Here is a 23,817-nt window from a genome sequence, read left to right on the forward strand (position 1 = left end):
ACGGTCTTCTCTTTGTCGTGTTCACCGCCAACCCGGCCAGCATCCGCGCGAAGATCGCTTTTTCGCTCACCGTCTGTAGAGCGTCTTATGCGGACCATAGGCGGCGTTTGTGCCGGCCTTGAACCAATGGCGGCCCGGCGCTCACCATTTATTCAGCGCAAGCCTTTGCGATTGTTGAAGATAACTCCGCTCAATCCTCGCCCGTCATCGGCCCGTGTCTTGCCATGAGGCCTGCGAAAGAAAGCGGCCTTATGCGCGCTGACCTTTTCGAAGAACCTTCAGGCGGGGTGCGCCGACTTCGTCATGGAGCGGGGTATCGATGTCGATGCGTTCTTCACGCATGAGTTCCGAACCGACCAGGCCGAAGACGCTTACCGCCAGTTTGATCAGCAGAAGATGGGCAAAGGCGTCTTCCTGGTCGATTGATCCGCAAATTCCTGACAGGTCCCGGAGGAAAACTCGGAATGATGGCCCCACTTCATAGCCTGAGCGCGCCGGTGCAGGCGTTTCTGTCGCGCCAGCCGACGCCGGGGCGATTGGGGTGGTCAATCCTTCAACCGGCACGGCGCTGGGTGACCTTGCCTCGGGTGGTGCCGCGGATGTAGACGCTGTCGTAAATGCTGCACGCCGGGCTTTCGAAGGCGAATGGCGAGGATGGTCACCCTACCAGCGGCAAGCTCTGCTCATCCGGGCCTACGATCTTCTGGAGCGGCGCTTCGACGAACTGGCCGAGATCGAAACGGTCGACATGGGTGCCCCGATCTCCAAGACCCGCGCTACCAAGCAGGGCGCCTTGCGAATGATCCAGTTCTTCGCGGCCTTGGCCCTGAGTATTCGGGGTGAGACGTCGGAGAACGGTCTGCCCGGAGACGTGACCATGATGACGTTGAAGGCACCCGTGGGGATGATCGGCGGCATTATCCCTTGGAACGGCTCGCTCACCTCGGTCTGGTGGATCGTCGGCGCTGCCACTGCCACGGGGTGCACAACGGTGCTCAAGCCTGCCACCGAAGCCTCTCTCACCGTGCTTTACCTTGCAGAGATACTGCTCGAGATCGGGCTGCCGCTGGGCGTGCACAGGACCATATCGATATCGTCGGGGCCCAAGCCGTGCGACGCAAGAGCAGCCAGAAAGGTATCGTGGTCCTGGTCATTCCATTCAGGCCGTTGCGGCAGGGGCATGTGGGCGCCGACGCATGTATCGACGAGGATGTTTTGGGTCGGCGTTTCCACAAGAAACCCCTGAATGGGCATCCGAAGTGTCCAGGTGTCCGGGTCGATTCCGTCGCCCAGCCACTCAAGATGCGGCTCCCACGCCTCTGGCCGTGTATCCCGAAAGAAGAAGTCCACATCGATCTGCCGGACCGACTCCAGCACGCGCCGAAGTCGATGGTTGCCGATCTGGCGGAAGGGGCCGTCGGGAGCTGGACGCTTTGACATCGGCGCGCACATAAGCGGCGATCAGTCGAATTTCAGGGCGTTCGCAATCGCGGCCTTCGTCATGAAGGTCACGTCCTCCCCGGCGGTTGCATAGCGCGCACCCATTGCGATCATCTCCTTGGCCAGCTCCGGGTGATGACCCATGCCGCCGACACCGAAATAGATGTTGTTGGCCTTGCAGGCGTCGGCCACTCTTTGGAAGCCTGCCTTGACGTCCGGCTGATCGAGCTGGCCGGGCAGACCCAGAGTGTTCGACAGGTCATTGGCACCGACGAGCAGCATATCGAGGCCATCCACTGCCGCGATCTCCTCAACGCAACGAGGGCCCTTGGGCCTTCGATCATGGAGATGACCATCGCCGCGGCGTTGACGGCCTTCATTGCGTCGACGGGCGGGGCAGGGCGAAACATGGGCTGGGGCAGGCAGGGCATGATCGAGCGCCGGTCGAGCGGTGGGTACTTTGCCGCTGCAACTGCGCTGCGGGCATCTTCCGCCGTCTCGGTTTCCGGAACGACCCCCCCTTGGGCACCGCAATCCATTGCCTGAGTAATGGCAAAGCTGTCGAGAGTTCCGACCCTCACCAAGGGCGTGATGCCGCCAAGGTTTCAGGCGATGCAGAGCTGGGTGACGGTCTCATTTGAGAAGCCGCTGTATTCCAGGTCGATGAAGAGGCAATCGAACTTGGCGGTCTTGGCGATTGCCACGATCTCGACACCGCGCACCAGCCGCGAGATCATGCCGACAGCCAGTTTGCCCGAGGCCATCTTTTCGCGCAGTGGGTTTCTGATTTCGAATTGGTTGTCGGGCATGTGGTCCTCCTTCATCGCCAATCGGGCCGAGGACAGTGTCCTTGCTCGGTCCAGATCCCTGATGAGCCACTGCCGACTGCCGGACAACCTGCGCGTTTGTGCTCTGCAGTCCGGGAATAACGCAGAGTTATATGGTCCGGGCGGTTTCCGAAGGAAGCCGGCCTAGACCGGACGGACGGCATCGGAGGGGCGGATTGAGGGTCGTGTTTCGTGTCACCGACCGCCCCGGCGCGATGAGTTTCCGCGCACCTGGCGTTCGACATCGTCAAGGACCGATCGCAGATCGACATCGGACCGATCTTTCCCGGCCCCGAAAAGCGCGGCATCGACCGGGCGCAATACCCTCTCCAAGGCAGTAGGCTCCGTCTCCAGCAGGCGTTGCGCGCGTGTCCGGAAGAGAGCAGTTTCCCCCTTTGCCGCATGGCGCCTCAGCTTGTGCAGGTCCGATCGCAGTCGCCACCGGCTGCGCCAGCGCCCAAACAAACCCGAAGCCCCGGCGCGCCCCCGCAACGTCGGGACCAGGACCACAAGAAAAGCTATCACAGCGATCGCAAGATGTGGTTGACCGATGCCCAGGTCCTTGCGCCATCCAGAGGCGGCGTTGGCGGAAAAACTTGCATAACCGATGGGGGTGGCGGGGAGTGTGACCGTACGTGCTTGCCTGAGCGCCGTATCGAAATAGGGGATCGTGACCTCTGGCAGAACACCGGGTTCGCCGGTGATGGGCCGCAGGCTCCAGGTCCAGACCAGTGTGGTGACCGGGCCTGCCTCTGTCACCTGAAAGTCGCGTTCCGCCGGGGGCGAGAAGGTGATCAGCCAGGGTTCGCGCAGTGGCGGCTGGTGCGGCATCATTTCCGGCGTGGCGCCCAGGGCGCGCAGCACCACGCGGCGTTTCACGCTTTGACCGTCTTCGAGCCGGGCCGCATCCGCGTCCCAGCTGTCCGACAGTTCCAGCGCCCGAACGGGCAGCCAGTCATCGCCCGCCCCGGCGGGTTTCTCGGCCACGTCGATCCGAACCGGCGCTGTCCGGACAAGCACGGTGTCGCGATGCCCCTGCTTGTCGATAAGCTGCAACTCATGCGCGATGGGCAACACTTCGAGCGCGCCCGCCCGCCGGGGGTAGAGCGCGATGCGACGCTCGAACACCTTGGCCACGAGGCCGTCAATGCGCTGATCCGTCCAGCTGTCCTGGCCCAGACGGGTCCAATCAAAATCGGTCATCGGCCGCAGCTTCAACTCTTCGTTGGTGATGTTCCTGCGATAGACGCCGCGGATCGTGGCCAGGATCATCTCGCCTTGTACGGGGGCCGTCTCACGCGGATCGAGCACCAGTTCCAGACGCAGCGCGTCCTCCTGCGCGGACAGGGGGCAGGCAAGGATCAGCAGCAGGGCCAGGCATCTCACCATCGGTCGGCCTCCTCGCGGTGGGCCTCACCTGCAGCGCGGCGACGGTCCATTTCGGCCGCAAGGCGTCCCTTCAGGTATTCACCCGGCGCATCGGCCAGCGTGTCGAGCCAGCTGTCGTCGGCTGCCGCCGTCCGGTCGCCGGTCACCGGGCGCTTGAGGCTGGCGCGCGCGGGATCGCGCTCTGCGGCCTGGATGGGCTGCGAGGGATCGTCGGGGTCAAAGGCCGCGGTTTCTATCCCCGCCTCCGAAAGGATGGTTTCGATCCGACCGTGGCCCCTGGCCTCGCCGATGACGGGGTCGACGAGGTCCAGGACGACGCGACGGTTATGCTGTGCGTCGGCGTCGTAGCGGTCGGCAAACAGGACTGCATCGAAATAGGCGACGGACAGGGCGAAATCGCCTGTCGCGGCCAGCGTGAGACCGCGATTGTAGGTGGCACTGCGGCCAATGGCGGCAAAGGCACTGTCGGCGTCCGCGTAGCGGCCCGCATCATAGAGCGCGGCGGCGCGCGCGGCGGGATCCTGGATGAGTGGCACGGCAAGCTGGGGAAACCCGGCCCGCCAGATCAGCTTGGCCCAGGCCTCCGGTCCGGCGGTAGCCGCGCAGGCCAGGGCGACCCCAAGGATGAACAGCGTGAAACGGCTCATGTCCTGCGTCTCCTCCTAAAGAGGGGCGCCAACGGAAATAGCGCCAGCAGGACGAACCAGCGCCCCTGATCTGCATAGTGCAGGTTTCGCAACGCGCGATCCGTGGCCGCCGTGCCTTGACGACGGGCCAGCAGGGCTTCCAGCCGCCGGGTGTCCGTCGCGTCAACGGTGATGCCAGCTCCGGCCACGGTCAAGGCCTCCAGCCCGTCCCTCCGTGCCGGGGGCATGCCATAGGGGGGCGCCACGGGCGCGACAAAGACCGCCGAAACACGCATCCCGTCCGCCGCCATCTGCCGCGCGAGATCACGGGCCTCCGGGCCGGTGCCGCCGCCATCCGAGACCAGGACAACGTCCGGATGGGCCGCCCCGGCATCTGTCAGAACTTGCCGCGCCATTGCCAGTGCACGGTCGGGCCGGCTGCCTGCCACGGGCATGGTTTGGGCATCGGCAACGGCAACAACCGTTTTCAGCGCGGCGGCGTCCTCGGTCGGCACGCTGACAAGAAAACTCTCGCCCGAATAGACGCCCAACGCGATCGGGCGCGTGCCCTGGGTGTCGATCAGGCGGGACACGGCTGCCTGCGCATCGTCGAACCCACCTCCGCGGGTTACCGATTGCGACAGGTCGAGAAGGATGGTCACCGCGTCCAAGTTGCGCAGGCGCGGCACGTCGGGATCCGGCGTGGCCGGGCCGGCCAGCCCTGCCGCGACAAGAGCCGCCGACAGCGCGAGGCACCAGGGCGCCGGGTCACGCCGTGTTTCGGTCACATGGCCCAACCTGCGCATCGCGGACAGGAGTGCGGGGTCGGTCACGGTTTGCCATCGCCCGAGGCCATGAGACCGCCAGGCGATCACCGCACCGGCAATCAGGGCAGCTGGAACGGCGAACAGCCAGAGCGGACGCAGCCATAGGATGTCCAGCGCACTGCTCATGCCGTCTCGCGCGCCTGAAGGACAAGCGACACACCGAGAAGAGCGAAGCCAGCGGCGGCGCACCAGGGCCAGAATTCGTGCCAGCTACGGATCGGTGGCGCATCCGCAAGGCTGGGTTCCAGGCGGTCGATGGCCTCGGTCACAGCCAGCAGGTCTGCGGTGGAGCGCACGCGGAAGGCCTGCCCTTTTGCGGCTTCGGCGATCCTGCGCAGCGTTTCGCTGTCCACCGCGTCGCGCGCGCGGGGGGCGGTTTCGAGATCCGCCGGGCCAAGGGCGATTGTATAGATACCGATGCCGAGCCGGGACGCGGTTGCCGCCGCGGCAACTGGATCGACGACTCCGGTGGTGTCCTGGCCATCGGACAGCAGGACGATGACCCGGCTTTCCGCATCACGCGACCGTAGCCGCCGGATCGCAAGGCCCAGCCCGTCGGCAATGGCCGTGGCCTTGCCCGAGACACCGATCTGCGCGGTCTCTACCTGATGTGCGACGGCAGACACATCATGTGTGAGCGCGGCGGCCACATAGGCCCGGTCGCCAAAGACGACGAGACCCACGCGATCACCGGCCCGGCCCCGGATGAAGCGGGCACCGACCTCCTGAACCGCCGCGAGGCGTGACACCCTTTGGCCGTCCAGGTCGAAATCCTCCTTTTGCATGGACCCCGACAGGTCCAGCACCAGGACGATGTCGCGGCCCGACGCCGGTATCACGCCCAGGGTGCGCTCTGCCCTTGGCCCGGACAGGGCCAGAACCAGGGCAATCCAGGCCAGGAACAGGATGGTGCCCCGTGCATGGCGCCGTGCCGGGGCGGCATCCACGGGGTGAAAGGCTGCCGCGATGGCCGGCGGCAGGGCCAGCGCGCCATGCTGCCGCGCCTGTCCTGGCAACAGGCGCAACAGGAGCAAGGGCAGGGGTAGCAGGACAAGGACCCAGGGCGCGGCAAGGCTCATCGTCGCTGCCTCCGCCTTGCGGCCGCGATGACCACGGCCTCGAGCGCGGCGGGGTCGACAGGGGCGCGCGGATTGTAAAGCGCTTCCTGCATTTCCTTGGGGAGCGTCCCGCCATTGGCCCGCAAAAGCGCGGCCAGGCCGGCGATGCGGACCTCGGTTTCACAGGATGCCAGTCGGGCGATCGCGGCGCGGGCAGTGTCCCGGGGGCTGAGGCGCCGCGCGGTCAGGCCGCGCAGCAGTGCCGACAATAGCAGCCCGGCAAGCAATCCCAAGGCCACGGCCGCCAGCGCATCCTGCCAGCCAAAGCGGGCAAAGCTTTCCGGGATACGGATCCCGGCCAGGCGCGGAACAAGCTCTTCGGGTGTCATGCCATCCCGGCCTCGACCGGATCGGCGGCCCGCAGGATGCGGGCCGGAATGCCGTGACGTGCAAGCAGGGCGGGCGAGGCCGAACGGCCAAACCGTCCACGGGATATGCGTGCGCCGATCCGCGCCGCAAAGCGGCCCCGGGGAGGCGCGATCTCGACTGCATCCTGCACCAGCAGGACGTCAAGCGGGCATTTCCGCGTCAGGGCCGCCGTTGCCGGCCCGAAATCGGCGCCGGGATCGTCCAGCCCGGTGGCGAGCAGAACGACCGTACCTGGCGCGACCCGGGCGGCGACGCCGTCGAGCATGACCGCAAGGTTGTCATGGGCCTTGCCGGGGGTCTCCAGCGCGGCGGCATGCGCCCGGGCAAAAGCCCCGCTGATGCGCAACATCGCGGCCTCGCGCGGGCGCGGTGGCAGCATTTCGAAGGTGCGGTCGCGCAGGATCGCGGCGCCGACCCGTGCCCGGGACAGGCAGGCACGCCAGCCGTCAAGCGCCAGGGCTTCGGCAGCCGCAACTGAACGGAACCGCCCCCGCGTGCCCCAGAGCATCGGTGCCCGGAAATCGACCACCAATAGCAGGCTGCGTTCCACCTCTTCATGCCGGCTGCGCACCTGTGGCCTCCCGCTGCGGGCGCTGGCCGCCGGGTCGATGCGGCGCAGGTCGTCGCCGTCCTGAAAGGGCCGGAGATCGAAGAGATCCCCGCCATCGCCGCGGCGCGGACCGGACAGGCCGCCGCTCAGCCCCTGCGACAGACCACCTGCGGTGCCGTTCTCGGCGAGAGACGCGAGCGCGATCAGTCGATCAAGAGAAACCTCCGCGCCGGATGCATCGGGCAGCATCACAGCGGCGCCACCGCGGCAAGGATCTCGGCAAAGATCGTCCGCGACGTCTCGCCCGCGGCCTGTGCGCGCCATGTCGGTGCCATCCGATGACAGAGCACATCCGGGGCCAGGGCCATCACATCCTCTGGCACGGCATAGTCACGCCCGTGCAGCCAGGCCCGCGCCCGTGCCGCCGAGGCCAGTGCAAGCGTGCCGCGCGGGCTGACCGCGTGGCGGATGCGGTCGGTCACGTCGATGGCCTCGGTTTGTCGCCGCGTCGCCATGACCAGCGCCACCATGTAGTTGCGCAGCGCCGGCGACAGATGCACCTGAAGGACCTCCTCCTTCATCGTGGCAAGTGCGTCGTGATCGAGCGTGGCGGCCTGCGGCCCGACATGGGCGCGCCGTTCTGCCTCGACGAGATCGAGGATCGCCAGCTCGTCCGCCTCGCCCGGCAAGTCGAGCATCACATGCATCAGAAAACGGTCAAGCTGGGCCTCGGGGAGGGGGAAGGTGCCTTCCTGTTCCAGCGGGTTCTGGGTGGCGACCACCATGAAGGGGTCCGGCAGGCTGCGGGTTTCGCCACCGGCGGTGACCTGCGTCTCGCCCATCGCCTCAAGCAGCGCAGACTGCACCTTGGGCGGTGCCCGGTTTATCTCGTCCACAAGGACGAGGTTGTGAAAGACCGGGCCGGGCAGAAAGGCCATTTGGCCGCTGTCTTGCCGGTAAACCTGTGTCCCGGTTACATCCGATGGCATCAGGTCGGGTGTGCACTGGATACGGGCGAAACTGCCTTCGACGCCATCGGCCAGCCGACGGACAGAGCGGGTCTTGGCCAGACCGGGGGCGCCTTCGATCAGAACATGTCCCCCGGTCAGCAGGGCAATCATCAACCGTTCGACCAGTGCTGCATGCCCGACCAGCCCGGCCTCCATCTGCGCCGCCAGCGCCTTGGCCGGCGCGGCTGCAACCGCTGCGATATCCTCCATTCGGACCTCCCTATCCGCCGGGTCCATAGGATCACGGACCGCCCCGTCCTTGAACCCCTCCGTAGGTGTGGCTTTTGCCGGGCGGGGGCTAAGGGGAGGGCCGGGTCGGCCTCCACGATCCGACGGGCCTCTCGGGCCTCAACGAAAAGCGGGCGGCGCAGAGCACCGCCCGCCTTTGGGTCGTCGCAGGGATCAGGGCAGGAAGGTGAGCCCGAGGCCAAGCACCACGCCCGTTGCGACCAGGACGATCAGGCAATAGCCCATGATGTCCTTGGCAGAGAGGCCCGCGATGGCCAGCGCCGGCAGTGCCCAGAACGGCTGGATCAGGTTGGTCCAGGTATCGCCCCAGGCCACAGCCATTGCCGTGCGGGCCGGCGAGACCCCAAGCGCCGCGCTTGCCTCCAGCATGATCGGGGCCTGTACCGCCCATTGGCCCCCGCCCGAGGGCACGAACATGTTGACGATGCCAGCTGACAGGAAGGTGAAGAAGGGGAGGGTCTCGGCGCTCGAGATCGAGACAAAGGCTTCGGACAGGGTGACCGCCAGCCCGGAGCCGACCATCATCCCCATGATGCCCGCATAGAACGGGAACTGGACGATGATACCGCTGGCGCCGTTCACCGCCTTCTTGACCGAGGTCAGGAACTGCGACGGACGGCCATGCAGCAGGATCCCGGCGAAGATGAGGGTAAAGTTGACGATGTTCAGGTTGAGCCCGCCGTCGGTGCCGAAGATGTAGTAGCCGACATAGAGTATTCCCATCAGGCCCGAGATCAGCGACAGGATCATGCTGTTTTCAAGCCTTGTCGATGGCGTGTCAGCCACCTCTTCACTGTTCGGTTCTTCATCGATGAGTTTGGCAGGATCGACGGTCACCGCATCCCCGGCCGCCGGCGTGATCAGCCAGTTGACCAGCGGGATCACGATCAGCAGCGCCAGAAGAATGCCCAGGTTCATGACCGAGAAGATGGTCTCGCTGGTGGGGATGATGCCGATCATCTCGGCGGTGAAATGGCCTTCGGTCGCGATGACCAGCGGGATCGAGCCCGAAAGCCCCCCGTGCCAGACCATGAAACCGCTATAGGCGCTGGCGATCGCAAGGCGATAGTCGAGGTTGGGCAGGCAGCGTGCCAGTTCGCGGGCAAAGAGCGCCCCGATCACAAGCCCGAACCCCCAGTTGACCCAGGCCGCGATCAGCGAGACCACCGTGACCAGCACGATCCCCTGGCCCGGGCTGCGGGCCAGTTTGGCCAGTGCCTGGAGGAGGCGTTTAAAGACCGGCGTGCTGGCAACGACGAAGCCGGACACCAGGATGAGCACCATCTGCATGGAAAAGCTCAAGAGGTTCCAGAACCCGTCGCCCCAGAATTCGGCCATCGCAACCGGGCCGTGACCCTCGACCAGCATACCGGCCCCGAAGACGACCAGCGTCAGGACAAGGACGAGCACGAAAGCATCCGGGAGGTAACGTTCGACCATGTTGACGGATGCGCGTGTGATGCCTTTGATCATTTTGGATCTCCTTTCCGGCAGTCACTTGCGGGGACGGATCGGCATCCGATCCGCGAAACCCAGTTCGGATTCCAGAAGCTGCGCGGCAGACAGAAGGTCGAAGTCGCCCTTCGGCTTGCCGATCAGCTGGAGGCCCACCGGCAGCCCCTCGCGCGTTGTCCCGCAAGGCACCGAGATGGCCGGGCAGCCGGTCAGGGTGATGACGAAGGTCAGGAACATCCAGTCGATGTAGGTCGTCAGCTCCTGGTCCCCGATGTGGGTCGGGAAGCGCTGTTCGACCGGGTAGGGCGGCACGGCGACCGTCGGGCAAGCCAGGATGTCATGGGTTTCGAAGAAGTTCGCAACATTGTGGAAGATGGCGGCGCGGGCGCGCTCGGCCCGCAGCACCTCATCGGCGGTGACGTTCTGGCCCTTCTCGATGTTCCAGATGATCTCCGGCGCGACGCGGTCGCGGTCGGTCTCGAGCAGGTCACCCCGGACGCTGGCCACGAGGATCGCGCGCAGGGTCTGGAACGCCTCCAGTCCGCCCGAGAAATCAGGGCATTCTTCCGACACCGTGGCGCCATGGCCCGCAAAGGCCTGGGCGCCCTTGCGGCAGATCTCGGCCACGTCCGGATCGACCAGCGACAGGTTCAGATCGGGTGTGTAGGCGACCCGCTTGGGGGCCTTGGGCGCCTTGACCGCCTCGACAAAGGGCACCGCGGGCGCCGGGACGGACAGGGGATCGTGGCCGTGGCCATGCGCCAGAGAATCCAGCATCAGGGCCACGTCGGCGACGTTCCGCGCCATCGGCCCCTCGACCCAGAGCGGATCGAAGGCCGGCAGTCCGGCACCGCGCGGCACGCGGCCGACGCTGGGGCGCAGGCCGACGATTCCGCAATAGCTGGCCGGGATGCGCAGGCTGCCGCCCAGGTCATTGCCGGTGGCCAGCCATGCCTCTCCGGCCGCCAGCGCGGCTGCGGACCCGCCGGACGAGCCGCCGACCGTCATCCGCAGGTCCCAAGGGTTGCGGGTGGCGCCGAAGACGGGGTTGAAGGTATTGGCCCCGGCGATTTCGGGCACGTTCGATTTCGCCATCGGAATGCCGCCGCTCTCTTCGAGCGTCTGCACCGTGTAATCCGACTGCTCCACGCGGTTCTCGGCAAAGATCGGCGATCCATAGGTGGTCACCTGTCCGGCAACGTCGTTGTAGTCCTTGACGACCACCGGAAGTCCGGCCAGCCATCCGGGCCTGTCGGCCCCGTCGTGATGCTGCGACGGAAACGCCTTTGCCGCGGCGCGGGCCTCCTCGAAAAAGCGGATCGGCAGTGCGTTCACATCCGGTTCGATCTCTTCGATCCGCGCAATGGCCGCGTCGAGAAAGTCGAGCGGCGTGGCCTCTCCCGATTTCAGCAGTCCGACGGCCTCTGTCGCCGTCATGGCGATGAATTCATCCGTGGATTCCGGTTTCGATGTCATTTCTGGTCCTCCCATGGGTTTTGTTTCTGTCAATGTGGCCAATTCGGCGCCCTCCTCATGAGTCCGTGGCGGTTTCCGAGGGCGCATAGAGATCGGCGAAGCGCTTGCGCAGGTCGTTCTTTTGCACCTTGCCCATGACGTTGCGGGGCAGTTCGTCGACCACCATCACCTGTTTGGGTTGCTTGTAGCGGGCCAGCGTGTCCGACAGCGCGGCCAACAACTGCTCTCTGTCGATCGAAGCCCCGGGCTGCGGCACGACAACCGCGGTGACCCCCTCCCCGAAATCCGGGTGCGGCACGCCGATCACGGCGGATTCCGCCACCTCCGGCAGCGCGTTGATCAGTGTTTCGATTTCCTTGGGGTAGACGTTGTAGCCGCCGGTGATCACCAGGTCCTTGTCCCGGCCGACGATGTGCAGATAGCCGTCGGCATCGATCCGGCCCAGGTCTCCGGTGATGAAATAGCCATCTTCACGGAACTCTGCCGCGGTCTTTTCCGGCATCCGCCAATAGCCTTGAAAGACGTTGGGGCCTGTGACCTCGATCGCGCCGGTCTCGCCCCGGGGCAGCGTGTTGCCGCCTTCACGGTCGGTGATCCGAACCTGAACCTGCGGCAGGGGAAAGCCAACCGCACCTACGCGCCGTTCGCCCTCATAGGGGTTGGAGGCGATCATGCAGGTTTCCGTCATGCCGTACCGCTCGAGGATGGTGTGGCCCGTGCGTTCGGCAAAGCGGGCGTGGACCTCTTCCGGCAGCGGCGCCGATCCGGACACGAACAAACGCATCGAGGCGGTTGTCAGCGGGTCCAGACGCGGCGATTTCAACAGCCGCGTGTAGAATGTCGGCACACCCATCAGGACCGTGGCATCCGCCATCTCGTCGATGATCTCCTCGGCGTCGAAACGGGTCAGGAAGAGCATCGTTGCCCCGGACGTCAGGGCCATGTTGCAGGCCACGAACAGCCCGTGGGTGTGAAAGATCGGCAACGCATGGATCAGCTTGTCGTCCTGCGTGAAATGCCAGATGTCGTTCAGGGCTTTCGCGTTGGAGGCCAGGTTGCCCTGCGTCAGCACCGCGCCTTTCGAACGCCCGGTCGTCCCGGATGTATAGAGGATCGCCGCCGGGTCATCCGCCTTGCACGGCACGGCGCTGTCATGCTGGTCGGCACCGGCCGCGCGGTCCATCAGCGTGCCGTCGCCCGCCGCGCCAAGGCTCTCGACCGCCAAGGTCTCCGAGGCGCGCGCTGCGTGGGTTTGCAACGTCGCCGGGGTGCAGACAAAAAGCCGCGGTTCGGCATCGCCCAGGAAATAGTCGATCTCGGCCCCGGTATAGGCGGAGTTGAGCGGAAGAAAGACGGCCCCCACCCGAAGACAGGCCAGGTAGAGCAGCACCGCCTCGGCGGATTTGTCCACCTGGACCGCCACCCGGTCACCCGGGCGCACGCCAGACCCTTCGAGCACAGAGGCGAACCTCAGGACGCGGTCCCATGCTTCGGAGAACGTCATGGACGACAGGCCGGGGCGTTCGAACAGGATCTTGCTCCCGTTGTCGCGGCATTGGGTTTCAAACATGTCGTGGATCGTGCACGTCATCTGAGCTGTCTCGCTTTGTCTTCGGTTTCAGGGGGAGATCAGGCGCTCGGCGCGGTGCCCGCCTTCACGGCGCGGCGCATATCCGGTCCGCAGGCTATGGTCCCGTCGTTGGCAAAGGCCTCGTGCCGCGCCTCGATCTGGTCGAGTTCGTAGAGGTAATTGATCATCACGCCGTGCGCGCGCTTCAGCGCTCCCTCGGCGAGATCGGCCGGCCAGTTGATGCGATGGGCCGAGGCGCCATTGCCCAGGTGAAACCGCGCGACGGGATCGGCGGGTGCGCCAGAGGGCGTCTTTGCCTGGGTAAAATACCGGGCCGCCCATGCCTCGACACGTGGTGCCAGGCGTTCGCATTCCTCGCTGTCGGTCTGCCACAGTCCGGTGGCCAGATCGGCGGCAAGCGCCTGCGCCTCGGCCTCGTCCACGCTGGACAGCCAGCGAGCGAACCCCGGCGCCGGTGACAGCGTCGCGAAATTGCGGATAGGCGGCAATTCCGTGGACAGATCGCTGACGACCTGCTTGATCAGGAAGTTCCCAAAAGAGACGCCCTTCAAACCGGGCTGGCAGTTGCTGATCGAGTAGAAGACGGCGGTGTCCGGCGCCTCATCGCCCGGCTGCGTCCGTTCCGATAGCAGCGGTGCGATCCGGTCGGGGATACCCTGGCACAGCGCCACTTCGACAAAGATCAGCGGTTCGTCCCCGGTGGCCGGATGGAAAAAGGCGTAGCAGCGCCGGTCGGTCGGGTCGAGACGGCGCCGCAGGTCATCCCAGTCCCGGATCTCGTGCACCGCCTCGTAGCTGACGATCTTTTCCAGGATCGCGGCGGGCGAGTTCCAGTCGATCCGGCGCATCACGAGGAACCCGCGATTGAACCAGGACGCGAACAGATGGCTGAAATCCGTGTCCAGTGGCGCAAGTCCCGGGTCTTCGCGCAGCAACCGCAGCAGGTCCTGGCGCATCCGCACCAGTTGCAGCGTGGCGCCGGGAGCCTGGTTGAGCGCGCGCAGCAAGGCCTGTCGCCGCGGTTCGACTGCCTTGAACAGCTGTTCCAGGTCTTCTTCGGATTGTGTTGACTCCCATGCCGCATAGGCGGCCCTGATGGCAGCCGGGTCAGCACTGTAATCGTCGAGAAGAGATTGAAAGAACCGCAACTTGGCCGTGTCGTCGAGCTCTGCGAAGGCGGCAAGGGCTTGTTCGGCGACGACGATCTGCGAGGCCTCGCCGCCCAGGCGCATCAAGGCGCTGCATCCCTCGGCAAGCCTGTCTTCGGCGGATAGGGCCGAAGATTTCGACACGGCCCCTGGGCGCATGCGCGACCCGATGCTTTGCAGCAGGTCGTTCAGAAAGGCGATGTTCGCGTTGGGCATCAACTCTCCTCCGGGATGGTTGCCCTGGTTATACATTTCTGCCGATCTGTTGTATATAACAGAATGAGGATTGGATGTTTCGAAAGCAAGCTTATATGTTTTCAGAACAATTCTTGGGGGAGGCTTCACCAATGGCGCGCGTGTCAAACACGGTACGGATCCGCGAGGCGCTGGAAAACGCGATCGTCAATGGCCGATTCGCCCCCGGCGCGCGGCTTGACCCGGCGAAACTGGCCGAGGAGTTCGAATGCTCGCGAACCCCGATCCGTGATGCCCTGCAACAGCTTGAAGCCTCGGGGCTTGTCCGCGTCCATTCCAAGCAGGGCACTTTCGTATCGGAATGGAACGTCGAGGAGCTGGCCGAACGGTTCGAGGCTATGGCCGAAATCGAAGCCATCTGCGCCCGTCTGGCCGCCCGCCGGATCACCCGCGAGGAGCTGGCCGAGCTCGAAGCGCGGCACGAGGTTTGCCGACAGCTGGCCGAGGAGGAACGGATCGACGACTACTACGCCGAGAATTCGGCCTTTCACGCCTGCATTTACCACGCGACGCACAATGGCTTCATCGCCAAGGAGGCCATGCGCCTTCATGCGATGCTGCAACCCTATCGCCGCATCCAGTTGCGGGTGCGCAACCGGGTAAAGCGTTCGTTCGAAGAACATGAAGCCGTGGTCGTGGCGATTCGCAATGGCGATGATGCGGCCGCGGCAAAGGCCATGCGGGATCACGTTCTGGTCCAGGGGGACCGGTTCCATGACATGCTCGCGGCGCTCAGGTCGGACGCGCCACACGGCCCCGTCTGATCGACAAAACGCGTCATTGTCCCCCCTGGGGTAAACTTGTTCTCTTGCTCGTGATGCATCATCCTGCTCAGGCGCTGCGGCTGTGAACATGAGGCGGTTCAGTGTGGCCTTGAGATTGCCTGTAGGTTCGCACTTGCAGGAGGGGGCTTGCGCTCTGACCGGGAATACATTTGTATACTAATGAAAAGTGCTGATGATGTGTGTGGGCCGATTGTCTGGACCAGGAAGGGCATCTTCGATGTCGATCTGCGCTTTGTTCCGGAGTTTCCGCCTGCAGGTGGCGCCGAAACCGATTGAATGTTTGATGCTGGCATCGGTATAGCCGGGAAAGTGAGAAGAGCCCAATGGACGATATGAAACACGATCCGAGCAACGACAGCTCGGGGGATGCCATTGAGGCCTACGTTCTGGACGAGCAGATCGGCTATGCCTTGCGAAAGGCAAACCAGCGGCACATGACCATTTTTGGCGAAAAGATGCTGGATGGGCTGACGCCTACGCAGTTCTCAGCCCTGTTTCGCCTGGTCGAGAGCCCCGGCCCACAGTCCCAGAATGCGCTTGGACGGAGTGTCGCGATGGATGCGGCGACGATCAAGGGGGTCGTCAACCGGTTGGAGGCCCGCGGTCTCGTCATGAGCCGAAAAGACGAGGTCGACCGCCGCCGATACGTGATCGAGGCGACGGCGAAGGGCAGGGAGTTGATCAAGGCAGCGATGCCCGTGATGGCGGAGATCACTGAGGCAACGATGGCGCCGCTAACCGTTGCCGAGCGGCGCACGATCCTGCGATTGCTGGCAAAGCTGAGTTGATTGGCGCGTTGTGCGTGCAGCCCGGGGTGCCAGGTTGCGGAAAGGTCAGGGGCGATGAGCGACCACACCACAAAGCCTGCCGGTGATGTTTCCGCGATGATCGAAGCCTACGATCCGCGTAACCATCCGGCGCAGTTGGTGCGCCGTGTCCACCAGCGCGGGGCGCAGCTTTTTACCCAGAACGTGCGACACCCCAACCTTTCGGTGACGCAGTTCGTGGCGCTGGTCACGCTTTTGAAGGCGGGTTCGGTCACTCAAAGCATGCTTGGGCGGCTGACCTCGATGGATCCGTCCACCACGACAGTGGTGGTCCGCAAGCTTGAGCGCGAAAGGCTGATCGAGAAGAGGCGCAGTCTCGAGGACCAGCGTTCGTCGGTTATCGAGTTGACCGAGGCCGGACGCCAATGCGCGATCAATCATATCCCGGTCAGCGTTGAAGCGGGTGAGAAACTGCTCGAACCGCTCACCGTGATCGAGCAGCAACTTTTCATGGAGCTGCTGCGGAAAGTGCTCGCGGCCGAAGACTGAAGTCTCGCTGCCTGCTTCGCTGAATTTGTGCGTACTCGTTGTAAAATTCAGACTGTGGGCGCCCAGATTCATCTGGTCCTTGGAAATTATTCGAGCGGAATCAAGGGAGAACCTAAGATTCTCGGCTGATACAAAAGAATCTGTTGCGGAATTGATCTGAGTCATTTTACTTTGAGTACGTAGCAAATTGGCCCCTGCGGGAGAGCCTGTTTATGAACGCAAGCTCGGGAGTGATAGGATGACGACTCTGGTTCGGAATGCATGGTACGTGGCCGCATGGTCGCGCGAGGTCGACGATGAACTGCGGCGCTTCACCATTCTTGGCGATCACATCCTTCTCTATCGCCGCAAGGACGGCACCGTTGCCGCGCTGGAGGATCGGTGCCCGCACAGGCTGTTGCCGCTGTCGAAGGGCAAGCGCATCGGTGATGCGGTGCAATGTGGCTACCACGGGTTGACCTTCGGTTCTGACGGCAAGTGCACCCGGGTTCCGGGCCAGGACAAGATCCCGCCCTCGGCCTTTGTCGAAAGCTACCCGATCGAAGAGCGACACGGGATCGTCTGGATCTGGATGGGGGAGCGGCACCGCGCCGATCCGGATGCGATTTTCGATCTGCCGCAATTCACCGACCCGGGCTGGCATGCCCATCACGGTGACGCGCTGCACTTGGAATCCAACTATCTCAACGTGGCCGAAAACCTGGTGGACCCGGCGCATGTGAGCTTTGTGCACCCGACGACGCTGGGCAATTCGGCATCCGAGAACGTGCCGGTGCATGTCTCGACCGAAGGCGAGACCATCACCGCCTGGCGGTGGATCCGCGATGCGGAGCCGATTGGTTTCTTCAAGGCATTCGGTGGCTTTGAGGGGAACGTCGACCGCTGGCACTACTACCACCTGCATCTGCCGTCGATCGCGGTGATCGACTTCGGCTCGGCGGACGCGGCCGACCAGATTGCCGAGGACGACCGGGATAGCGGGAACCGCGTTCTTGCGCTGCACTTCATGACACCGGTCGACGAGGGATATACAATCGACCGCTGGATGCACCTCCGGAACACCGCGGTCGATACCGAGGAAGCATCGGACAAGATTGATGCAATGTTCCGCATCGCCTTTGCCGAGGACAAGGCGATCCTGGAGGCGGTGCATGCGGAAGAGCAGCGCCCGATGAAACGTCGACCGATCCGTATCGCCATCGACCGGGGGCCGATGGTCTACCGCAAGCGCATCAACGATCTGCTGGAAACCGAGCGGACGCTCGACGCCTCGGCCGAGACCAACGCGTCCTTCGTCTATCATGACTGATGCTTTGCTGACGGGGGGATCTGGCATGCTTGATACGGGACAGACCGCGCCGCTGACGCTAGAGGTGACAGAGCGTGTGCGGGAAAGCCGAAACGTCGTTTCTTTCCGGTTCAAGGTTGTGGAGGGCGAAGCGTCGCCCTTCACCGCGGGCCAGTACCTTCCGATCCGCCTTGGCCTGCCGGAGCGGCCCATATCGACCTATACGATATCCTCGGACCCGCGCGACCGCAGCGGTTACAGGATCAGCGTCAAGCTGGAGCCGGAGGGGAAGGGGGGCTCACGCTACCTGCACGAGGTGGGTGAGGTCGGTGCGCAATTCCGGGCCGAACAGCCGCGGGGCAAGTTCGTTCTAGCGGAGGATGAGCGTCCGGTCCTGTTGCTGACCGGTGGGATAGGGGTGACGCCGGCGCTGGCGATGCTTGCCGAGCTGGCCCGTCAGCCGGATCGGCCGACATGGTTTGTGCATGCCTGCCAGAATGCTGAAGAACACTCCTTCGCAGCCGAGGTGAGGGCGCTGGCAGAGGCCGCGCCGAACGTAACGACGCATGTCGCCTACGCTGAAGGGGGCGACGAGGATATTGCCGAAGGGCGTTGCCAGTCTATCGGTCTCCTCGACCGTGAGACGCTGCGCATGCTGCTGCCGCAGGATGCCTACCGTGTCTATCTCTGTGGGCCGGACGGATTCATGACGGCGATGCGGGCGGTGCTGGTCAGCCTGGGCGTGCCGGACTGCGAAATTCACCAGGAGTCTTTTGGCGGAGCCGTTGCCGAAGCGTCGCGCCAGCAGCCCCCTGAGAGACCCGTGGCGACGTCTGACGGGGCTGGTCCTGTGGTCAGATTTGCACGGTCGGACCTCGAATTCACCTGGGATGGATCCAGCGAAACCCTCCTTGAATTCGCCGAGGCCCAGGGGCTGGAGCCGAACTTTGAATGTCGTGACGGCATCTGCGGCACCTGTGCTTGCCGGAAGCTTGCCGGCGATATTTCTTATGCCGAAGAGCCGCTCGATTCGCCCGAAGAGGGGCATGTCCTCCTGTGTTGCTCGGTCCCGAAAGGGAACGTGACCCTCGACATGTGACATTTTCTGCACATTGTTTCCGCAAATTATGCCTAAAAAATGTGCAATAATGGAGGTCGGACATAGTGTGCACGGAAAAACATACGGCTGGGAAATTTGTTTCTATACAAATGAATTTTTCCACGCTTTTATGTGACGGGACGATGACGCGCGCCGCCTGCCGGCCGCAAGAAAATAAGGAAATTCTGCCCTGGTATGAGGGGCAATCGAGAATGTCGCGGGCTGCAAGGCGCGGGCCGTGAACAGGTGGGCTGTGCCTGCCGAAATCAACAGGGAAAAGACGAAAGGAACGCCATGAAACGCCGTCAACTCTTCGCCACGGTCACGGGTCTGATGACGCTTGCCAGCCTCCCGATGACGTCCGCGCTTGCGCAGGATGCCTACCCCAGCGAACCGATCCACATCACGGTCGTCTGGCCCGCTGGTGGCGGGCATGACCTGGTTGGCCGTTTGATCGGCCATGAGCTGTCCGAGATCATGGATACCGCGGTTGTGGTCGACAACGTGACCGGCGCGGGCGGATCGACCGGCATCCGCCACATCGTCGAGGCCGACCCAGACGGCTACACCATCGGCGTGATGGGGCTGCACGCAGTGTCGCAATCCTTCATGAACCCCGCAGCGCCCAAGCTCGACGGTCTGGACCCGATTGCCTACATCAGCGACGAACCTGGCGCGATTGAGGTGAGCGTCGACATGGGGATCGACACGCTTGACGACTACGTCGCCGCGATGAAGTCCGACCCGATGTCGCTGATGAATGGCAACGACCCGCAGGGCGGCAACTCCTTCATCTTCGCAAGCGTCATCCCGGACGCGCTGGGCGTGAACATGATGAAGCTCCCCTATCCCGGACATGCCCCTACCGTGACCGCATTGCTGACCGGCGAGGTCCAAACCGCGACGTTGCCGATCCCGCCGATCCTCGAGCACGCCAAGGCCGGAAAGGTGAAGGTACTCGGGGTCGCTTCGGACCAGCGCCATCCGCAACTGCCGGACGTTCCCACGTTCAAGGAGCAGGGCTATGACGTCGTGGTGAATGATTTCGTCATGTTGGTGGCGCCGGTCGGTATTCCGCAGGATGTCCGGGCCAAGCTGGAAGAGGGATTGCTCCAGGCCATCAACAGTGCCGGCTTTACCTCTGCCGCAGCGGACAACGGCATGGTTCTGCGCCCGGGCGGAGCCGACCTGGCGGCGGAAGAGCTCGCGAAACAGGTCGAGCTTGTCTACCCGATCCTGGAGGACGCCGGCCTTGTCGCTGAGGAACTGAAGCGGAAGTGACGCCCGCGAACGGGGCGCAGTCGTCGCCCCGTTTCCAAAATCACGAAACAGGAGCCAGCCATGACCCCGCCCATCGAAGAATCCGCCCGCAAGACCTTTGCAGCCGGTCTTTTCTTTCTCCTCTTGGCGGGTGCGGGTTGGCTTCTGCTCCGTCACAGCATCACGCTGTTTTCGGGAAACCAGATGCCGGGTGACCCCGGCCCCTTTTTCCTGTCCCAGTTGTGCCTGACAATTCTCGCAGGCGCCGGCCTTCTTCTGCTGGTGATCGGTTCCTGGAGTTGGGCGCGTGAGGCGCGTCAACACAGGCACACGGGGGCCATAGTAAACACGGTGCGGGAGTGGTCGCTCTCGGCTGGCTTCGTGCTGACTTTGCTGGTGATGCCGGCAGCGATGCGCCTGCTGGGAACGCCTGCCGCGGTGGCGCTCTTTTCCATTGGCTGGATCTACATACTGCTCGTCTCGATCAGCGGCCACTCATGGCGAAACCTGATCGAAGCGGCAGCCTTCGGCATGGCCACCGCCGCATTCATCCATCTTTTCTTCGTGCGTCTGATGACGCTTCCGCTGCCCGTCTGAGAGAGGACCGAACCGATGTTGCTTGAGTCGTTCTTCACTGTTCTCGCCGATTTCGCCACGAGCCCTGCCATGTTGGGCCTCGTCGGGCTTGGTGCAATCCTCGGGCTGGTTCTGGGGGCAATACCGGGGATTTCATCGACGATGGCCCTGGCGATCCTCATGCCGGTGACCTTCACGATGGAACCCGGTGTGGCGATCCTCTTCCTGATCTCGGTCTTCATGTCGAGCGTTTACGGCGGTTCGATATCGGCCATCCTGATGAAACTGCCTGGCACACCGGCGTCGATCTTTACCCAGATCGACGGCTATCCGATGGCACAGAGCGGCCGGGCCGGGCATGCCCTGAACTATGCGTTGGTGGCGTCTACCGTGGGTGGCATGGTCGGGCTGGCCTTGCTTGTCGTGCTGGCGCCCGTGCTGGCGGATTTCGCGACGAATTTCCGCAGCCCCGAGTTTGCCGCAGTGGCGCTGTTCGGCATCGTCATGTTGTCCTTTGCGTCAAACGGCTCGACACTGGTGGCCAGCGTGGTCGGCTTTGTCGGCGTCCTGCTGGGGATGGTGGGTTTCGATGCGCTCACGGATGCGCAGCGGATGACGATGAACCAGCCCATGCTGCAATCGGGTCTGAATCTGATCCCTGTCATCATCGGCCTGTTCGGGTTGGGGGAGATCCTGCAGAACCTTGTGCGTTTCGGTGACTCGCCGACGGCGCGACCGGCCATTGGCAAGGTGATGCTGCCGCTTTCCGAATTGACCCGTCGCTGGAAGGTCATGCTGCGAGGCTCGGTGATCGGCACGTTCATCGGGGCGATCCCCGCGGCGGGATCCGCTGTGGCGGTTTCCATCGCCTATGCCCAGGAGCGGCGGTTGTCGAAAGAGCCCGAGAAATTCGGCAGCGGCCATCCTGACGGCCTTGTTGCGCCCGAGGCTGCCAACTCGGCCTCCGTCGGCGGCTCGCTCATTCCGTTGATCGCGCTGGGGGTTCCTGGGGACACGATCACCGCCGTGCTGATGGGCGCGTTGATGGTGCATGGCCTGACGCCCGGGCCCTTGCTCTTTGCCAACGACCCGACATTCGTGTCCTGGATCTATGTCTCGGTGCTTCTGGCGCTGGTGGCGACGCTGGTGCTGGGCCTTGGCATGATCCGTGCTGCCGTGCTGGTGACGCGCATTCCTCCGCAACTGATGTATGTCTTCATCGCGGTGTTCTGCGTTATCGGTGCCTTTGCTATCCGCAACGACATGAACGACGTCTACGTGATGATTGCCTTCGGTGTGGTCGGCTTCGTTTTCTCGCGCATCGGCTTGCCGGTGACGCCTCTGGCCTTCGGGCTGATCCTTGGCCCGATACTCGAGGAGAACCTGCGGCGCAGCCTGATGATTAGCCAGGGGTCATGGAAAATCTTCATCGACCGGCCGATCTCGGCAACTTTGCTGGCAATCTGCGTCCTTCTGGTGGCCCTGCCGTTGATCACCGCGTTGCTGCATCGCCTGTACGGACCGCTTGCCTGTAAGAGGGGCGGGAAGGTTCCCAGTAATTATCCTGGTGAATAAATTTTCTTGAGGATTTGGCACTGCGCCGGTTAGTAGGGGGGGGACTCTGAAAACCGGATGGCGCCATGACCTCTTCAAACACACGTCGAAAACCGGGGCGCCCGAAAGAGGGGCCGGAACTCCGCGAGGTGATCCTGGACAAGGCCGAGTTGCTTTTTGCCGATTATGGGTTCAACGGGGCCAAGGTGCGGGACATCGCGACAGAAGCCGGGGTCAACCAGGCCCTCGTTCGCTACTACTTTGGCTCCAAGCAGGATCTGTTCGACGCGGTGGTCCGCCGGCGTGGCAGTGTAATTTCTGGCGCACGGCATGTGCTGCTGGACGAACTGCTGTCGCGCGACGTGGCACCTACCGTTGCGGAATTGGTGCGGTGCTATTTAAGGCCCCAATGGGAAATGAAAAATTCGGGATCTAACGGAGCGGCATTCGTCCGTCTTCAGGCTCGGTTGCATGCCGAACAGGAAGAACATGCCTTTCGTCTGCGACGCGAAGTCTATGATGCCTCTGTCAAACGCTACATCCAGGCGCTTTCGGAGATACTGCCAGAGATCCCGAAAGAGGTCATCTCGACCCGTATGGCCTTTGCTGTGGGCACCTACATGTTCATGCTGAACGATCTCGGTCGCATCAACGATCTGACCGACGGGCAGGTCGGCGACCTCGGCGGTGCCGCGCTCCTGGATCAACTTGAAACCTTCATTTCTGCAGGGCTTGCGGCACCGCTGAACACATAGGTGCCCAAGTTGCCAAATACGTTTGTATGCAAATGATTTTGGTTGAAATTATACATATGATTAATTATGCGGAGAGGGACGTTGATTTCAGAGGTGAGAATCATGACCCCGATCCGTGTTGGCCAGATCGTGCCGAGTTCGAACGTGACGATGGAGACCGAGATCCCCGCGCTCTTGCGTGCCCGAGAGGCGGTCTTTCCGGAGCGTTTCACGTTTCATTCCTCGCGGATGCGGATGAAACACGTGACCAAGGAAGAACTCGCGGCGATGGATGCGGACAGCGACCGTTGTGCGCTCGAACTCTCGGACGCGAAGGTGGACGTGATGGGCTACGCCTGCCTCGTTGCCATCATGTCGATGGGGCATGGCTATCACTGCACATCGCAGGAACGGCTGCGCGGCGTGACACGGGACAATGACGCGGATACCCCGGTCGTCACCTCTGCCGGTGCCTTGGTTGAAGGGATCAAGGCGATCGGTGCGCAGAAGGTCGCCGTGGTCGCGCCCTACATGAAGCCGCTGACCGAGATGGTGGTGGAGTACATCCGAAACGAAGGGATCGAGGTGGTGACCTGGCGCGCGCTGGAGATCCAGGACAACCTCGCCGTTGCGGCACATGACCCGATGAACCTGCCCGGGATCGTCGCGGATATGGACACTTCCGGCGTCGATGCGGTGGTGCTCTCGGCCTGTGTCCAGATGCCCTCGTTGCCCGCGGTTTCAACCGTCGAGGCACAGGTCGGCAAACCGGTGTTGACAGCAGCCATCGCCACAACCTGGCAGATGCTCAAGGCACTCGACCTCGAAACCCGCGTTCCGGGCGGCGGCACGCTGCTCTCCGGCGCCTACTGAGG

At 63.7% G+C, this 23,817-nt stretch carries 25 protein-coding genes and 1 pseudogene; 11 read left to right on the top strand and 15 right to left on the bottom strand.

Annotated elements, in window-relative coordinates:
• Positions 1–249: 249 nt before the first annotated feature.
• Entirely contained in the window at positions 250–549 is a 300-nt protein-coding gene (locus tag G9Q80_RS13885) for a hypothetical protein (protein ID WP_133066366.1), read from the bottom strand.
• On the opposite strand from G9Q80_RS13885, the gene G9Q80_RS13890 reads away from it, so the two are divergent.
• A complete protein-coding gene (locus G9Q80_RS13890) occupies positions 542–1,246 on the top strand; it encodes an aldehyde dehydrogenase family protein (RefSeq protein WP_157903790.1) in 705 nt (234 codons plus the stop codon). The genes G9Q80_RS13885 and G9Q80_RS13890 overlap by 8 nt on opposite strands.
• Before the next feature lie 215 nt (positions 1,247–1,461).
• On the opposite strand, the gene G9Q80_RS28580 is transcribed toward G9Q80_RS13890, so the two are convergent.
• The 14 genes and pseudogenes from G9Q80_RS28580 to G9Q80_RS13950 form a co-directional block, all read right to left on the bottom strand.
• Positions 1,462–1,866: an aldolase/citrate lyase family protein gene (locus G9Q80_RS28580; protein WP_416045621.1), complete on the bottom strand. Its 405-nt coding sequence runs from the start codon at positions 1,864–1,866 to the stop codon at positions 1,462–1,464.
• A pseudogene (locus tag G9Q80_RS28760) lies at positions 1,770–2,021 on the bottom strand (aldolase/citrate lyase family protein); the annotation flags it as partial. The gene G9Q80_RS28580 and the pseudogene G9Q80_RS28760, both read right to left, overlap by 97 nt.
• Positions 2,022–2,045: 24 nt before the next feature.
• Complete coding sequence (locus G9Q80_RS27895; RefSeq protein WP_198549958.1) at positions 2,046–2,249, bottom strand: hypothetical protein; 204 nt, start codon at positions 2,247–2,249, stop codon at positions 2,046–2,048.
• 213 nt (positions 2,250–2,462) lie between these two features.
• Positions 2,463–3,656: a BatD family protein gene (locus G9Q80_RS13900; protein ID WP_088714358.1), complete on the bottom strand. Its 1,194-nt coding sequence runs from the start codon at positions 3,654–3,656 to the stop codon at positions 2,463–2,465.
• Entirely contained in the window at positions 3,650–4,303 is a 654-nt protein-coding gene (locus G9Q80_RS13905) for a hypothetical protein (RefSeq protein ID WP_088714359.1), read from the bottom strand. Before G9Q80_RS13905 ends, G9Q80_RS13900 begins: the two co-directional genes overlap by 7 nt.
• The gene (locus tag G9Q80_RS13910) at positions 4,300–5,235 is read right to left on the bottom strand and encodes a vWA domain-containing protein (protein ID WP_069210704.1); all 936 of its coding nucleotides are present in this window, start codon (positions 5,233–5,235) and stop codon (positions 4,300–4,302) included. The genes G9Q80_RS13905 and G9Q80_RS13910 overlap by 4 nt, the downstream gene beginning before the upstream one ends.
• Complete coding sequence (locus G9Q80_RS13915) at positions 5,232–6,188, bottom strand: VWA domain-containing protein (RefSeq protein WP_088714360.1); 957 nt, start codon at positions 6,186–6,188, stop codon at positions 5,232–5,234. The genes G9Q80_RS13910 and G9Q80_RS13915 overlap by 4 nt, the downstream gene beginning before the upstream one ends.
• Positions 6,185–6,556, bottom strand: coding sequence for a hypothetical protein (locus G9Q80_RS13920; protein ID WP_074622217.1), 372 nt, complete (start codon positions 6,554–6,556; stop codon positions 6,185–6,187). Before G9Q80_RS13920 ends, G9Q80_RS13915 begins: the two co-directional genes overlap by 4 nt.
• Complete coding sequence (locus tag G9Q80_RS13925; protein WP_088714361.1) at positions 6,553–7,395, bottom strand: DUF58 domain-containing protein; 843 nt, start codon at positions 7,393–7,395, stop codon at positions 6,553–6,555. Before G9Q80_RS13925 ends, G9Q80_RS13920 begins: the two co-directional genes overlap by 4 nt.
• Positions 7,395–8,366, bottom strand: a complete 972-nt coding sequence (locus tag G9Q80_RS13930; RefSeq protein WP_074622219.1) for an AAA family ATPase — start codon at positions 8,364–8,366, stop codon at positions 7,395–7,397. Before G9Q80_RS13930 ends, G9Q80_RS13925 begins: the two co-directional genes overlap by 1 nt.
• 192 nt (positions 8,367–8,558) lie before the next feature.
• Positions 8,559–9,878 carry a short-chain fatty acid transporter gene (locus G9Q80_RS13935; RefSeq protein ID WP_198549959.1) on the bottom strand — a complete coding sequence of 440 codons (1,320 nt, stop codon included), beginning with the start codon at positions 9,876–9,878 and terminating at the stop codon, positions 8,559–8,561.
• Between the two features lie 21 nt (positions 9,879–9,899).
• The gene (locus tag G9Q80_RS13940; RefSeq protein WP_232788154.1) at positions 9,900–11,336 is read right to left on the bottom strand and encodes an amidase; all 1,437 of its coding nucleotides are present in this window, start codon (positions 11,334–11,336) and stop codon (positions 9,900–9,902) included.
• 55 nt (positions 11,337–11,391) lie between these two features.
• Positions 11,392–12,927, bottom strand: coding sequence for a malonate--CoA ligase (locus G9Q80_RS13945; RefSeq protein ID WP_088714362.1), 1,536 nt, complete (start codon positions 12,925–12,927; stop codon positions 11,392–11,394).
• 38 nt (positions 12,928–12,965) lie between these two features.
• Complete coding sequence (locus G9Q80_RS13950) at positions 12,966–14,291, bottom strand: malonyl-CoA decarboxylase (protein ID WP_232788155.1); 1,326 nt, start codon at positions 14,289–14,291, stop codon at positions 12,966–12,968.
• A 131-nt stretch (positions 14,292–14,422) separates the two neighbouring features.
• On the opposite strand from G9Q80_RS13950, the gene G9Q80_RS13955 reads away from it, so the two are divergent.
• The 10 genes from G9Q80_RS13955 to G9Q80_RS14000 all read left to right on the top strand — a co-directional run bounded on the left by G9Q80_RS13955 (position 14,423) and on the right by G9Q80_RS14000 (position 23,815).
• Entirely contained in the window at positions 14,423–15,094 is a 672-nt protein-coding gene (locus tag G9Q80_RS13955) for a GntR family transcriptional regulator (protein ID WP_088714363.1), read from the top strand.
• 344 nt (positions 15,095–15,438) lie between these two features.
• Positions 15,439–15,903 (top strand): MarR family winged helix-turn-helix transcriptional regulator, encoded by a 465-nt coding sequence (locus G9Q80_RS13960; RefSeq protein ID WP_052244242.1) that lies wholly within the window; start codon positions 15,439–15,441, stop codon positions 15,901–15,903.
• Between the two features lie 54 nt (positions 15,904–15,957).
• Positions 15,958–16,431 (top strand): MarR family winged helix-turn-helix transcriptional regulator, encoded by a 474-nt coding sequence (locus G9Q80_RS13965; RefSeq protein ID WP_069210713.1) that lies wholly within the window; start codon positions 15,958–15,960, stop codon positions 16,429–16,431.
• Between the two features lie 238 nt (positions 16,432–16,669).
• Entirely contained in the window at positions 16,670–17,740 is a 1,071-nt protein-coding gene (locus tag G9Q80_RS13970) for an aromatic ring-hydroxylating dioxygenase subunit alpha (protein ID WP_088714364.1), read from the top strand.
• Positions 17,733–18,818: a 2Fe-2S iron-sulfur cluster-binding protein gene (locus G9Q80_RS13975; protein WP_088714365.1), complete on the top strand. Its 1,086-nt coding sequence runs from the start codon at positions 17,733–17,735 to the stop codon at positions 18,816–18,818. Before G9Q80_RS13970 ends, G9Q80_RS13975 begins: the two co-directional genes overlap by 8 nt.
• A 294-nt stretch (positions 18,819–19,112) precedes the next feature.
• Complete coding sequence (locus G9Q80_RS13980) at positions 19,113–20,099, top strand: Bug family tripartite tricarboxylate transporter substrate binding protein (RefSeq protein WP_043136894.1); 987 nt, start codon at positions 19,113–19,115, stop codon at positions 20,097–20,099.
• Positions 20,100–20,159: 60 nt separating this feature from the next.
• Positions 20,160–20,675, top strand: coding sequence for a tripartite tricarboxylate transporter TctB family protein (locus tag G9Q80_RS13985; protein WP_088714366.1), 516 nt, complete (start codon positions 20,160–20,162; stop codon positions 20,673–20,675).
• A gap of 15 nt (positions 20,676–20,690) precedes the next feature.
• On the top strand, positions 20,691–22,229 hold the full coding sequence (locus G9Q80_RS13990) for a tripartite tricarboxylate transporter permease (protein ID WP_074622227.1): 1,539 nt from the start codon (positions 20,691–20,693) through the stop codon (positions 22,227–22,229).
• A 128-nt stretch (positions 22,230–22,357) separates the two neighbouring features.
• On the top strand, positions 22,358–22,963 hold the full coding sequence (locus G9Q80_RS13995) for a TetR/AcrR family transcriptional regulator (protein WP_232788156.1): 606 nt from the start codon (positions 22,358–22,360) through the stop codon (positions 22,961–22,963).
• Between the two features lie 102 nt (positions 22,964–23,065).
• The gene (locus G9Q80_RS14000) at positions 23,066–23,815 is read left to right on the top strand and encodes a maleate cis-trans isomerase family protein (RefSeq protein ID WP_043136886.1); all 750 of its coding nucleotides are present in this window, start codon (positions 23,066–23,068) and stop codon (positions 23,813–23,815) included.
• Positions 23,816–23,817: the final 2 nt, after the last annotated feature.

Source organism: Mameliella sp. LZ-28, from assembly GCF_012274245.1.
GTDB classification, from domain to species: Bacteria; Pseudomonadota; Alphaproteobacteria; order Rhodobacterales; family Rhodobacteraceae; genus Antarctobacter; species Antarctobacter albus.